Consider the following 13,630-nt stretch of genomic DNA (forward strand, 5'->3'; position numbering starts at 1 on the left):
TCCTCGCCCCGAACGCGCGCAACGAAGGCCCGTCACCTCGCCGCCCCGCCCGGAGGAGTGGCTGGGCCTTGCCTGCAATCGGAAGGGAGCTGTGACCCGGGCAGGCAGTGCTGGGCCAGGACGTGCGATGGGCTGCGGCACAACCGGGGCTGATGTGGGCCGTTTGCCTGTCGGCCGGACGTTCGGCGCGGACGATGAGGGTGCCGATGTGGTCTCGCTCCAAGGCGGGGAGGGCATCGACGGCGACATCGGTGAATCTGGCGTGCTCCAGGAGGATGCGCCACTTCCGTGGGGTGCAGCTGTAGCGGTTGGTGAACAGGGCTTTCCCGCGAACCCGCCTTGCGGGCCGTAGGTACGGGGATGGGCGGCGGCAGGGAGAAGGCCAAGACGCCGCCGGGATCGAGGCACTGGGCAACGAGCGGGAGCAGCTTGAACGGGTCGGTAAACCTGGCGGCGCCGAAGACGGAGTACACCGCGTCCCACGTCCGTCCGGTGCCGGTGAGGTATTCGAGGACTTCGGTGCAGACGAACTCGGAGCCTCGGCCGGCCCAGTGCGCCCAAGGCGTTCTCGGACGCGGACGAGTATCCGGGACACCGCCTCCGGCTTCGACGGCCAGCCTCCCGCGCAGGCTGTACTCCGCATCGGGCTGCTGGTCACAGGGCTGCTGGTGCTGGCCAGCCGATCGAAGACCACCATCGTCCGTGTGCTGGCCCTGCCGAGTCACCCAGGCCGTGCCCGAATCCACCCAGTCATAACGGTACGTTCCGTTACCCTCGAAAGACTTCTCAGCGAACGTGTCCCACCCTCCGAGGCAGGTCATGACCAGCAAATGGCAGTACGAGGTCCCCACGGCGGGCAGTAAGCACCTGCCGCCGGACTCCCGTTATATGGAAGCCCTCAGCAGTCAGGGGTACGGCTTCGAAGTGGCCGTCGCAGACCTGGTCGACAACTCGATCGACGCCGGCGCCAAGGACGTGGTCATCCACTTTCTTCGGGACGGCGACCAGCTCGTCAGCCTGCTGGTCATCGATGACGGCGAGGGTATGGCGGAGGACGGGCTCGACGTAGCCATGACCGTGGGCGGCCGTCGCGACTACGATGCGCAGGCGCTGGGCATGTTCGGCACCGGCCTGAAGTCCGCTTCGCTCAGTCACGCCGCCTCTGTGACTGTGGTGAGCAAGACTCGCCGTACCCGGGCCGTCGGGCGTCGGTGGGTCATGGAGCGCGCTGTCGAAGGCTTCCAGTGCGACATCGTGGACGCCGACTTTGCACAGTCGTTGATTGACCGCTATGCGTCACGTCCTATCGTGTGGGAAGGCACGGTCATCCGCTGGGACGGGGTGAAGAACTTCCCGCGGCACGGTGGCGGTGGGCAGACGGACCGGTACCTCCACCGCACGATCAACAAGCTCGGCCTGCACCTCGGGCTGTACCTGCACCGCTTCCTCGCCCGTGACGACTTCAACATCACGATCGCAGTGGAGGACGTGTCCTCCGGAACCGAGTACATGAACTTCGGCCTGCAGCCGTTGGACCCGTTCGCCTATCCGGTGTCTGGACACCGCGAGTACCCCCTGCGTTTCACCGCGGACGTGCCGTCTGTCGGGCAGGTTCCGATGACGGCGCACATCTGGCCGGCGAGGTCCTCGCTGGACGAGTACAAGGCCGTCGGTTCGGTCATGGACCGGCAGGGCTTCTACTTCTACCGCCACAACCGGCTCGTGCAGGCAGGCGGCTGGAACGGCTACAGGCAGCCCGAGCAGCACCTTGCCCTTGCCCGTATCGCTGTGGATCTGCCGAGCAAACCCGGGGAGGTGTTTCGGCTCACGGTGAGGAAGGACGGGGTGGAGACCGGCCCGGAGTTCGCCTCAGCTCTGGAAACAGCCTGCGCCGGTGACGACCGCACCTTCGGCCGCTTCATGGAGGAGGCCGAGGCGGTCTACCGCGACGCCCGCAAGCGGGCCGGCGCCACCCGAAAGCCGGTTATCGGGCCGGGCAAGGGGTTCGACCCAGCGGTGAAGGACGCCATCGAGGAGGAGCTTCCCCGCATCCCTCGCGAGGAGCCCATCGCCATACGATGGCGCTTCCTGGACGACGACGTCTTCTTCGACATCGACCGTGACAGCAGGACGATCGTACTGAACCGACGCTTCCGTGAGGCGGTTCTCGGCGGACGCAGGGGAGGTCTCAACGACGCCCCTCTGCTGAAGTCCCTGATGTACCTGTTGCTCCACCGGGTGTTCGAGAAGGAGTACAGCGGCAGCCGCGAGAAGGACAACCTGCAGCTGTGGCAGGCGGTGCTGCTCTCCGCCGCGCAGTCCGAGGCCGACCGCGCTGCCCGCGACAACCTGCAGTCCTGGAAGAGCGTCCTGGTGCCGCCGCCCGCTCCTGCCGCCGACGATCGGATAGTGGACGATGTCCCCGGGTGACCCGCGCTTCCCCGGTGTGGCCTGGTCGACCATAGAGGAGCGCCTCGCCGAAGGGATGGGAGTCCGCTACCCGCTGTCCAGCGGGGCCCGCCCTGATGTGCAGTACCAGATCGAGGGTGGCGGCGACGGCATCTCACTGCTCGTCGGACTGGAACGCACCCAGCAGCCGCCGCGATCTCCGCTGGCCGCGGTCCGCGTCGAACCGGTCTCCCACGAGGGTCGCCGAATGGCGCGTTTCAGCACCACCCGGCCGGAACTCTGGCGCGACTTCCACGACCTGCTGATGGCAGTCGCCGAGCGCATCGTCGTCCACGGCTGCACCCTTGAACGTGCCTTCGATCTGACCGTGCACGCCTGGAGCGCGCTGCTCAACCGGCCGCATGCACTGGGGGCGCAACGGCGTATCGGGATCCACGGCGAACTCGCCGTGCTGCAGCGCCTTGCCGAGCGCGACGGATGGGCGGCAGCCAGCGCCGCCTGGGTAGGCCCCCACGGCGAGGAGCACGACTTCGCACTGGCGCACTGCGACCTCGAAGTAAAGACCACAGCCTCCGAGAGGCGTTGTCACACGATCGACGGGGTGGGCCAGCTGCAGGAGGCGCCCGGTCGACGACTCTGGTTCGTCTCCGTTCAGCTCACCCGTGGCGGCCGTGGTGGCCGGACCCTGAGTGAGTCTATCGAGGCCATACGCGAAGCCGCCGCGGCGTCGGACCTGCGCGCGACTCAGCAGTTGGACGATGCTCTCGCCTCTCTTGGCTGGAACCCCGACCAGCCGGATGACGAGCGCTGGACGGTACGCAGTGAGCCGTTGGCACTGCACGCTGAGGCGATGCCCAGGCTCACCCTCGACATGCTTCCCACTACGCAGTCCGGTCGGATCGCGACCGTCATCTACGACGTGGATGTCACCGGAGCCCAGCCCGAAACCGACTGCCCCGTTGACCTCGCCGCCCTTCGCCTCCCCTGACCGCAAGGACCAAGCCGTGAAAGAGATCGCCGAAGTCCGTATCGCCCTCCACCGCGCCGCGCTGGGCGACATGAGCTACAGCCGACCCAAGCGACTGGACAAGGCACTGGCCTACCAGGCGGAGGATGTGGATCCGCAGGATCTGGACCAGGCCGAGGCCTGCTCCACGGAGCAGGATTTTCAGCAGGCGCTGCGCGACGCCCGCTCCACAGACCAGCTCGTCGAACTCTGGCGCAAGCAGCTGACGCGCTGGGACTACGTCGAAGAGCCCGCCTGGTCCCAGGCCGCGCCACGCACCGATGAACGGCGCGGAGACATCTATCAGCGGCTGGGCCTGAGGGAGGAGACCGGTAAACTCCTTGGCGGCCTGGTCCCTGTGTTCAAGGCCGAGGCCCCGGTCGTGATCAGCGAGACACACACCGAGTGGTACTCCACCAAGGCGAAGCACGGCCGTGAGTTCTACTGGCCGAAGTACCGGGACTTCCTGGCCGACAAAGGCTGGCCTGAGCACGCCGTCAGCGCCCTCGACGACGCCTCCGACAAGGTGGTCGAGCGCCTGGCCGATCCGTCCGACCAGGCGGTCTACCAGTCGCGTGGCCTGGTCGTCGGCTACGTCCAGTCCGGCAAGACCGCCAACTTCACCGGTGTGATCGCCAAGGCCGTGGATGCCGGCTACCGTCTCGTGATCGTGCTCAGCGGCACGCTGAACCTCCTGCGCGCACAGACTCAGCGCCGCCTCGATATGGAGCTCGTCGGCCGCGAGAACATACTGCGGGGGGCCAACGAGTTCGAGTCCGACTACGCGGACGACCCGGCTTGGGCGAGGGGGAAGTTCGCCACCTACGGGGATCACCCGTCCATGCTCGGCGGGTTCGACATCGTGCGGATGACGACCCGGGTCGACGACTACAAGAGCCTGCTGCAGGGGATCGTGGCGTTGGAGTTCGAGAAGCAGGAGCCGGCGCTCCCGCTGTACGACCCGCAGAACCTCTATCGGTCCTCGGCGCGCCTCATGGTCGTCAAGAAGAACAAGAGGGTGCTGGCCAAACTGGTAACGGACCTCAACAAGATCAAGACGCCGCTGTCCGAGATCCCCGTCCTGCTTGTGGACGACGAGGCCGACGAGGCATCCGTCAATACCGCCAACCCCGCGAAGCCCGACGCCGAGCGGACGGCGATCAACCAAAAGATCTCGAAACTGCTCAACCTGCTGCCGCGGGCCCAGTATGTCGGCTACACCGCGACGCCGTATGCGAACGTCTTCGTGGACCCGAACGATGCGGAGGACATCTACCCCAAGGACTTCATCATCTCCCTTCCGCGGCCCGACGGTTACATGGGCGCCCGGGACTTCCACGACCTCGACACCCCCATCCCCTCCGAGGAACAGACCTACGCCAACTCGAACGAGAAGGCACATGTCCGCGATGTCGTGGTCCGGGACGAGGACGACGATGCCTGCCTTCAGGAGGCGCTGGACATGTTCGTCCTCACCGCCGCGATGAAGATCTACCGCGAGGAGGACGGCGGCCTGGGGACCGGATACTTCGGCCACCACACGATGCTCGTCCACGAGTCGGTGCGCACGATGGCCCATCGGGAACTACTGGGCCGTGTGACCAAGCTGTGGTGGGACGCCGGCTACACCGGAGCGCGCGGGCACGAGCGCCTGCGCCGGCTCTTCGAGACCGACGTCCTGCCGGTCTCCCAGGCGAGGGCCGATGGTCACGCCGTCCCCCCGTCTTTCGACGAACTGGCCCGGCACCTAGGGGCGGCAGTCCTCCGCATCGGCGGTGACGACAAGCCGATCATCGTCGTCAACGGGGACAAGGACATCGAGACGGGCGAGGCGGACTTCGACAAGCGGCCCATCTGGAAGATCCTCATCGGCGGCCAGAAGTTGGCCCGGGGTTTCACGGTCGAAGGATTGACGGTGTCGTACTTCCGGCGCCCGGCGAACAACGCCTCCACCCTGATGCAGATGGGGCGTTGGTTCGGCTTCCGCGACGGATACCGCGACCTGGTCCGCCTCTACCTCGGCAGGCATGAGACGAGGGGGCGGAGGGAGTTGGACCTGTACGAGGCCTTCGAGGCGGTCTGTCTTGATGAGGAGGCTTTCCGCTGGGAGATCCGGCAGTACGCGCGGCCTGTCGACGGCGAGCCGCAGATCCTCCCGAGGGACGTGGCGCCGCTCGTCTCCGCGCACCTGCCCCACATAAAGCCGGCGAGCGCCAACAAGATGTACAACGCCCGCTTGGTGGAGCGGGAGTCGGCAGGCGAATGGCAGGAGCCTGTCGCATACCCGAGCGCGGTCACCGACCTGCGCCACAATACGGGCCTGTGGATCCCTGTGTTGGAATCGCTGTCCGCGGAGACGACGGAGTTCTCCCACCCCGGTGGCGGGCGCGGTCAGTACCGTTTCTCCGCTTTGACAGGACGGCTCGACGCCACGGGAATGCTTGAACTCGTCAGCGGCCTGCGATGGAGCGATGAGACCAAGTTCCTGCCTCACCTGGCGTTCCTGAGGAAGATCACCAAGGACGAGGCCGGGAAGGTGGACGACTGGATCGTTCTGGCCCCGCAGCACAACCGCGGAGGCAACAGGCTCGCACTCGGGGGGAGCGGACGCGGCTACTCGTGGTTCGCCCGTGACCGCAGGCGAGGTCCGTTGTTCGGTGCGATCCGCGACCCCAAGCACGTTCCCGCGGCAATGCGGATCGCCGGAGCCCTCCCGGCGCCCGGGAACACTGCCACCGAGGCTCTGACGGCGCCCCGGCGCGGCGTGGTGGTGCTCTATCCGGCCGTCGAGACGCTGAACCGCCCGGAGGTCGAGGCTTCGGGGGCTGTCGATCCAGGCAAACTGGTCATGACGTTCGCATTCGTGGCGCCCGCCTCGGCGCGGAGCAGCGACGGTCGTGTGGTGCGCTTCGAGACGATCGACTCGTCGAAGGGGCCCATCATCGACGCCGGCTGACCGCCGGGACGGCGACCGTCTCGGGGAACCGAGGCGGTCGCAGGGTGCGGCCGACAGCGGGCGTTCCAGAGGGGAAGGGAAGGGCAGGCACATGAGGGTGTGCCCACTCGCGTCAGCGGGTCGTGGCACCGTGGTGGTGCCTGACCTCGACCTTACGGGTTCCAAACGGGCCTCTGGCCTGGACCTGGATCGGCATCCACGACGGCCTGTGGCCGCCGACGTTGTTCTGTCGCGCCGGCGGCCTTGCTGCAGGGGCTCCCTCCAGGCTGGATCGCCCCCGGCTGCAAAACGACCCGCTGCCGCCAGGTGGGCCACGCCGCACCCCCGGCGGTAGGACGAGCCCCGGGCAGTGCCGTTCGATCAGCATCCGGCATCCCTGACCTGGATCAAAGTCGGTACAGCGCGTGCTGGGACGGCTTCCTGGGGACAACCGATCGTAGCGCGAGACCACCCGGTAGTCTGTGGGTCCGCTGGTGGGAAACACCGCAGGTGGGGCCCTTGCCTTCGCATGCGCCAGGGCGTGGCATGAAGAACGGACTGGAGTGTAAGTGTGCGGTTTCGAGATTGTCGATCTGTTCGCTGGCCCCGGCGGACTGGACGTCGCCGCCCACTGCCTCGGAATTCCGGTCACGGGCATCGAGCTCGACGACGACGCTTGCGCGACACGAGCGGCATTCGCTGAAGCGAAGGACGGTGACGGGCCCCGCATGATTACTAAGCCCGGGGACGTCCGCGACTTCGATCCTCTGGATTACAAGACGGCCAATGTGCTCGCTGCGGGGCCGCCATGCCAGACCTTCAGCGTCGCCGGTAAGGGCACCGGCCGGCGGAATCTAGATCAGGTCACCGCGTTCATCCGCCGGATGGCGGAAGAGGAGGACGTCACCAAGGAACTCGACGACTTGGCTGACGTGAGAACCGGCCTGGTGCTGGAGCCGCTCAAGTGGGTGCTGGCCCGGAAGAACAACAACCCGTTCGAGGTCGTCATCCTGGAGCAGGTGCCGGCGGTGCTCCCCGTGTGGAAAGAGATGGTGGCCGTCCTCGAGAAGCTTGATTACCACGCTGATGCCCAGATCCTGTACACCGAGGATTACGGCGTTCCGCAGACGCGCAAGCGGGCCGTCCTCATCGCCCGGAAGAAGGGCGGGGTGAACTTCCCTGAATCTACGCATCAACGGTATCGCAAGGGGCATCCCCCCGTCGCGGCGAAGGACCATCCCAAGAAGCTGGCCCCCTGGGTATCCATGGGCGAGGTTCTGAAGCGTGGAAGCTTCACCATCGTGTCCAACTACGGAAGTGGGCGCGATCCGAAGAACCGGGGTCGCCGTGACCACACGAAACCCGCATTCACCGTGACCGGCAAGGTCGGGCGCAACAAGATCATCGGACCCGACGGACGGGACTTGGGGCGTCTGGACGAGCGAGAAGCCGGGTTGCTCCAGACGTTCCCGCGCGACTACCCGTGGCGCGGCAAGGACGTCCAGCAGCAGATCGGCAACGCGATCCCGCCTCTTCTCGCCGCCCACATCCTCATCACGGCCCTCGGGCTCCCGGCGAGGCGGCGCGGGGCAGTCTTGGGGTATAACGGTTTTTGATCTGCGACGTCTACCGGACGCTGTCGAGGGACGGCGCCCGCGGCGCTGTTCTGTCGCTGGCCTCGGTCTGGGTTGCCCTTTCCACAGAGGGATGCGGGACCGCTTGAGCCTTCTTGGAGCGCATCCTTACGGGAGCCTCGGCCAATAGCTCCTCGAAGAGCGGCACAAGCGCGTTTATCGCGTGGGGATCCACATGCCCGTCCTCAGGGCCGTCTGGCAGACGATCCCACGGAACGGCCGCGACCCGGCCCGTCTCGCCGATCCACGCCACCAGTTCATCGTCGTCCGTCGGTTCATCCGGTGCCATCAGGTCGTAGAAGAGCGTGCTGCCGGCTGAGTTCACTGCCGACGAGAGCGCATTGACCTGATCACCGGGCCTTGGCGACCCGTCGGCGAGCAGCCGGGCGACGATGCGCAGGATGGCCTGGGCGGTCGGACGGTGGTCGATGACGTCGAGGCGCATCGTCGTGTTCAGTACGTCCTGGACGTGACACGCGGTCACCACCGGCCGGTAGTCCGGGCCGTTCCGGAAGAGTTCAGCCGCCCACCACAGGCGGGCGAACGCCTGCGTGTAGTGAGGCCCGGTGAATCGACCCGCCGTAGCTCCTTCGGCACCGCTATGGCGCCATACGACGTAGTCGGGGGCCACAAGCAGGGCGATGTACGCCCACAGTCGGCTGTCCGCAGCCTCCGCCCGTGTCATCCGAATCGTGGCGTGCAGACGCGGTGCGAGCCAGCCGTCTGCCTCGACGCGGTTGTCGACGTGGCGGTCCATGGCTTCGTCGAGGAGGTCGCGGACGGGACCCGCACGCCACCGGTCATCGTCTTCGGGGAGCGGCTCGGCAGCCTGGCGGAGTGTGGTGTGGGGCGGACGCTCCTGCCCTGACTGGGCGCCCCGGGTAAGGTGCTTGGACGCCACGGCGTCCGGGAGCAGGCCCAAAGTCACGGGGAGATCGTGGCGGGGCGCACTCGTCATCGGACGACCTCCTTGTCCGTGCGGTCCACCGATCTGACCGCATGGGTGAGTTTCCTGGCGATCCGGCTCCGTCTGCCTGCGGCGTACTGGATGCTTGTCTGCAGTTCAGCCCAGCCGTAGCCCTGACTACGGCGTTGGTCGATCTCGTGCAGGGCGTCGCCCAGGCTGCGGCCGGGCAGGACGTCGGGGAGCATCATGCGCAGTACGGAGTCCCGCCAGCCGTCAGGCATCACGGGAGTGCCGTCCTCATCCGCCTCCAAGTCGCTCACGGACGCGTGGAACAGTGCGATCCAGGCGTCCTGGGCGATCTGGCTCGCGGTGCTCTCTCGAAGAATCCGCTCGGCACGCGACCCTCCCGTGCCGTTCAGGACGTCCATGAGGCCTTCGACCGCTCCGGTGTTGAGGTGGACCGTCGGCTGCTCGCCCGCGGTCTCCACGATCCATGGGGCATCGGCGTACGGGCGCAGCCATTCCGGCTCGCCGCTCCGGAAATCCGTCTCGCGGATGTGGATCTCACTCTCGCGAACCGGCACGGCCCCCTTGAGGTCCACGTACCAGGCACGTTCGGCAGTGCCGACGATTCGACCCGGGACCCCGTCGAGGGTGCCGACAACCGTGAGGTTCAGCGTCGCACGAGTGCGGAAGAGCGTCTTGGACAGGTCGATCGAGCCGTGCCAGCGTCCGCTGTCCCCGCGCTTCAGACTTGCCACGGCGCGGGCGTTCGTGGCCTTCTCCGACAGCACGGCCATGCACCTGATCTCCGACCAGGGGCCTTCCGCGAGTTCCCGCTCGGGCAGGCGGGCGGTCAGGTGGAGCGTCGCCTGGTGCCAGCGCTCTCGGCCGGACAGATGCAGCGCGACTGTCTGCTCGGAGCGGGAGACGTACGCGTACGGGAGGTCGGCACCGTCGACCGTGACTGACGACACCTCCGCGGTGACTTCGCCAAAGAGGGTCGGGTAGGGGTACACCGGCTTCACGCGGCACCTCCACGTGCCTTGACGAGATCCACGACAAGGCGCGCGAACCCACTGCGCACCGGATGTGTGGCCGGGTCTGTCACGCCGGTGAACTCTGCGGAGCGTACGTGGGGGGCGATGACCAGCTTGCCGGACTCGACCCGGCAGTTCTCGGTGGCGGAGAGCGTTGCCCATCGGACACTCGGCCTTCCGCCTGACCGCACGTCGAACTTGGCGACCGGCGTGAGCTGCCAGTCGTCCTGCGCCTCAGGCACCCTCACCGTGACGTGCACGTGCCAGGCGCCGCTGCCGAGCACGCGTGCCTCGACCCTGCGGACGGACGGGAAGCCCTGTGTCCGGCGCAGAGTCGCGGGCTCGGCACCCTCCAGTTTGAGTAGTTCGCGGAGCACCGCCGGGCCGCCCTGGCGTGTCGTCTCGCGTCGGCCGACCAATTCGCGCACCGCCTTGTCGATCTCGCTGCGGAACTCGCGCAGACGGCTGAGCGCCCCTCGTTCGTAGAGGGACGTGAGCTCTTCCGTACGGTCCCAGCGGTCGTGCTCCGGCGGCTCGGAGGCGCGGAGGAACGCCTCAGCCAGGTCGACGTCCTCTCCGTCCCGCTCTGTGGCGTACCCCGCTAGCAGAACCCCTTGGAACGGCGTAGCGCCAAGGGGGAGCTCACGCGGGCGATGCTCTGAGATGCTCATGCGGTTGCCGCGCATGAGGACGACTCGGTTCGGTTGTTCCGCGTCCTGGTCCGCTGCCGTGAGCAGGAGAACCGCGAGATGCTCCCGACCCTTGTCCCGTGTGCGGCCGCGCCCCTTGAGAGGCGTGACCCTGAGCGGCACGTGTGCGGCGGCCACCTGTTCGGCCGCCGTCAGCTCGGCGACGGTACTGCCGTCGAGATACGACCGCAGGGCCCGGGACAGTGCCGGATGCCGGGTGTGAGGATCGACACGTTCCTCCGGGATGACGGTCTGCCCGTTGCGTAGTGTCGTGACGTGCGCGTCGAGCAGCGGCCCCGCCCGCTCGCCGCCGATCATCGCAGCCCAGAAGTCCTTGGCCAGGGAGCCGACCAGCTTCTCGTGCATATCCCGGAGGGATTCCGCGTCGCCTGACGCATCGTGCGCGCCTACGATGAGGAAGGACGTCCCCGGCTCGTCGGCGACACGCTCCAGATGCAGCCGGCGCAGGGTCTCCTCGTCGGCCCACCACGATCTGGAGACACCCTCGTGTTCCGGATCGGAGTCCGGCTCCCCGAACCAGGCCGGACCGGCGAAAGCGTCGCCGTCCACCTCACGCCACGGCAGATCCAGGCGGCCGATCACGCGGCCACGGGTCCTGCCTTCGTGCGGCTTCGAGAGGGTCGAGTTCATGAGTACCAGCCCGAAGCGGCTGTTCGCCCACAACGTCGCCTTGCCGATGCCGTACGACCCCCCTGCTCGACCGCCTGCCTGCTTGTGGCTGTCCAACTGCCGGCGCACGACGGCGGCGAACCGGCCGTCGCTGTATTCAGGTCCGGTCAGACCGGCGGCGTTGTAGTCGTCGATCCGAAGCAATAGAAGGCTTCCGGTCTCCTGCAGGTCGTCCAGCGCGGCCCGCAGACTGCGGGACACCTTCTGCTCGGCGGATGCCGCAGCGTCGTAGTGCTTGCCCAACTCGTGCCACCGCAGCGCGCCGAGAAAGACGTGGAGTTGTTCGCCGGTGATCTCGTGGAGCGTATAGCGGACGCGGACGGGGCGGTGGCGGTCGGTCTGCTCGTCGAGAGAGTTCTGGGTCGCCTCGCGGGCGAGGACAGCGAGGTCGGCGTCGAACGCGAACGCGGCGGCGTTGCCGTACTCGCGCCCGCCGTCTGTGTGGGCAGGACGGTGATGCCAGGTCAGCGGTGGTGTCACCGCCACGTCGGAGCTGTGCTCGTAGACGGCGGAGAGATCGACTCCGAGCACCTCTGCGATCGTCCGCTTTATCTCGTCGTGTGGTACAGCCCGGCCGTTCACCCACGCGGACACTTCTGCTCGCGTGAGATCCAGGCGCTCCGCGAGGTCCGCCTCCGAGACGCGGGTGAGCCGCAGCTGTCGCTGCAGCCACGAGCCGAAATCGTTTCCCGCCCCCACCGTTTCCGCCCCCCCTCGACTCTAAGGAGCCTTCTTGATTGGGCTGTCTGGATGCAATCGTACGAGGTTGATTTGACGGATACCCCGAGGTCAGAGAAGTTTTCGCCTGCTGCTGACGGGATTTGACCCGTTGGTCTCACGGCAATGGGCCGGCGCCGGTGTTCCGAGCAGGGCCGGGCGAGGCTGGGGGAGGGCGGCGACTCTCGACGGCCCTCCGGACTTTTCGGAAGGCGTCGTCGGCTGCTTCATGCTCCCAGAATCTGAGCACCAGCCAACCGGCTTCGGCGAGACGCGCGTCCGTCTCCCGGTCCCGCTCCACGGTTCTGGCGGTCTTCATGTCCCAGAAGCTGGAGTTCGTCTGCGGAGCAGTGTAGTGCTCGGGGCAACGGTGCCAGAAGCAGCCGTCCACGAAGACCGCAACGCGTGTAGGGCCGAAGACGATGTCCGCTGTCCGCCGCATCTCCGGCAGCGGCTTGGCGGAGACGCGATAGCGTAGGCCGGCCGCGTGAAGCATGGACCGGAGGGCAAGTTCGGGTCTGGTGTCCCGTCCTCGGTTGCCCATCATGCTCTTGCGGTTCCCGGGCGATGACGCCCAGGAGCCCGTCGGACGCTTCCATGCGGTGGGCCGTGGCTTACTCATCGGCTCGGCAGTGTAGCGCCTCGGCCGGCCCACCACGGAGCCGTCCGCCTCCAAGGCCTGTGATCGCGGATGGCGGACGGGGCACCGGAAACGGGATTCGGTGATCGATGTTGCGATCGAGACACCAGCGGCGAATTGCTGGTGGGGTGGGGCTGCCTGCACGTTCGACGAACCGATACGCCAGTTTTCGCCGCAGCCGACCTGAGCCGGATCGCCCGCGCCGTCTAACGCAATGCAACCAGATCCAGTACCGGTGGACCTGGTCGACAGCTGTCTGGCCAGCATTGGCCTGGCCATTCACGGCTGACCGACATCACGAATTCAAGTTCAGCAGCCGGCCGGATTGTCCAGTTGGTACGGCAGCAGCTGCCCAGGCCTCCCCTTGGTGCCTGACGGATCTGTGGCCAACGGGGCATGAGCCCGAGGAGCGTGCGTGATCTTCGGCGGGCTCCGGTGGCACCCGCGACAGCAGTGGGCATCTTCGGTGCCCCGTCACTGCTGTCACGGGGCACCGCCAGTCGGGCAGCCCGCGGCGCGGCAGCATGGGGTTAGCGGGTGAGGAAGGCGGCGGTGAGGACGGTGAAGGTGGCTGCGGTGAGGAGGGCGCCGAGGAGGGCGAAGAGGTGGTCGGGGCCGGCGCCGTCGTAGCCGGCTATGGCGGCTTGGGTGGGGTTCTTCGGGTTGTAGTGGACGCGGACCGGGGTGCCTGGGCGGAAGTTGAGGACGGCGGTCTTGCCGATGCGGGAGGTGTGTTCGTGGGGCACCCCGTCGGGGGTGTGCCAGCGGGCCACCGGGTGGTAGAGCGTGCCGTTGTTGCCCGAGCTGGTGGCGAGGCGGACGACCCGGCCCTCTGCGGTGGCGCCGGTGCGGCGCAGGGTTCGGGCGCGGCGTATGCCCGTGAAGCCGATGGCGAAGAAGACCGCGCCGAGGAGCAGCGGGATGAGTGCGAACAGCCAGCCGGTACCCATGTTCGCTTCGACG

The 13,630-nt window shown here is 67.3% G+C and carries 9 protein-coding genes; 4 read left to right on the plus strand and 5 right to left on the minus strand.

Going from position 1 to position 13,630, the window contains the following annotated elements; all coding sequences use genetic code 11:
- Positions 1-819 precede the first annotated feature (819 nt).
- From ACHZ99_RS33080 to ACHZ99_RS33095, 4 genes are all read left to right on the plus strand, one after another.
- Positions 820-2,430 (plus strand): ATP-binding protein, encoded by a 1,611-nt coding sequence (locus ACHZ99_RS33080; RefSeq protein WP_420308541.1) that lies wholly within the window; start codon positions 820-822, stop codon positions 2,428-2,430.
- Positions 2,417-3,397, plus strand: a complete 981-nt coding sequence (locus tag ACHZ99_RS33085; protein WP_420308542.1) for a PD-(D/E)XK motif protein — start codon at positions 2,417-2,419, stop codon at positions 3,395-3,397. The genes ACHZ99_RS33080 and ACHZ99_RS33085 overlap by 14 nt, the downstream gene beginning before the upstream one ends.
- A 16-nt stretch (positions 3,398-3,413) precedes the next feature.
- Positions 3,414-6,371 (plus strand): Z1 domain-containing protein, encoded by a 2,958-nt coding sequence (locus tag ACHZ99_RS33090; protein ID WP_420308543.1) that lies wholly within the window; start codon positions 3,414-3,416, stop codon positions 6,369-6,371.
- 548 nt (positions 6,372-6,919) lie between these two features.
- The gene (locus tag ACHZ99_RS33095) at positions 6,920-7,966 is read left to right on the plus strand and encodes a DNA cytosine methyltransferase (RefSeq protein ID WP_420308544.1); all 1,047 of its coding nucleotides are present in this window, start codon (positions 6,920-6,922) and stop codon (positions 7,964-7,966) included.
- 10 nt (positions 7,967-7,976) lie between these two features.
- Here the strand turns inward: ACHZ99_RS33095 and ACHZ99_RS33100 are convergent, their stop codons facing one another.
- From ACHZ99_RS33100 to ACHZ99_RS33120, 5 genes are all read right to left on the minus strand, one after another.
- A complete protein-coding gene (locus ACHZ99_RS33100; protein WP_420308545.1) occupies positions 7,977-8,942 on the minus strand; it encodes a DUF6339 family protein in 966 nt (321 codons plus the stop codon).
- Positions 8,939-9,919, minus strand: coding sequence for a hypothetical protein (locus ACHZ99_RS33105; protein WP_420308546.1), 981 nt, complete (start codon positions 9,917-9,919; stop codon positions 8,939-8,941). The genes ACHZ99_RS33100 and ACHZ99_RS33105 overlap by 4 nt, the downstream gene beginning before the upstream one ends.
- Complete coding sequence (locus ACHZ99_RS33110; RefSeq protein ID WP_420308547.1) at positions 9,916-12,009, minus strand: helix-turn-helix domain-containing protein; 2,094 nt, start codon at positions 12,007-12,009, stop codon at positions 9,916-9,918. The genes ACHZ99_RS33105 and ACHZ99_RS33110 overlap by 4 nt, the downstream gene beginning before the upstream one ends.
- Before the next feature lie 136 nt (positions 12,010-12,145).
- Positions 12,146-12,946 carry a very short patch repair endonuclease gene (locus ACHZ99_RS33115; protein WP_420308548.1) on the minus strand — a complete coding sequence of 267 codons (801 nt, stop codon included), beginning with the start codon at positions 12,944-12,946 and terminating at the stop codon, positions 12,146-12,148.
- A 251-nt stretch (positions 12,947-13,197) separates the two neighbouring features.
- Positions 13,198-13,630 (minus strand): DUF3592 domain-containing protein (locus ACHZ99_RS33120; protein ID WP_420308549.1); only part of this gene is annotated, 433 nt, incomplete at its 5' end.

Origin of the sequence: Streptomyces sp. MAR4 CNX-425 (assembly GCF_048656465.1) — a bacterium.
In the GTDB taxonomy this organism is placed as follows: domain Bacteria; phylum Actinomycetota; class Actinomycetes; order Streptomycetales; family Streptomycetaceae; genus Streptomyces.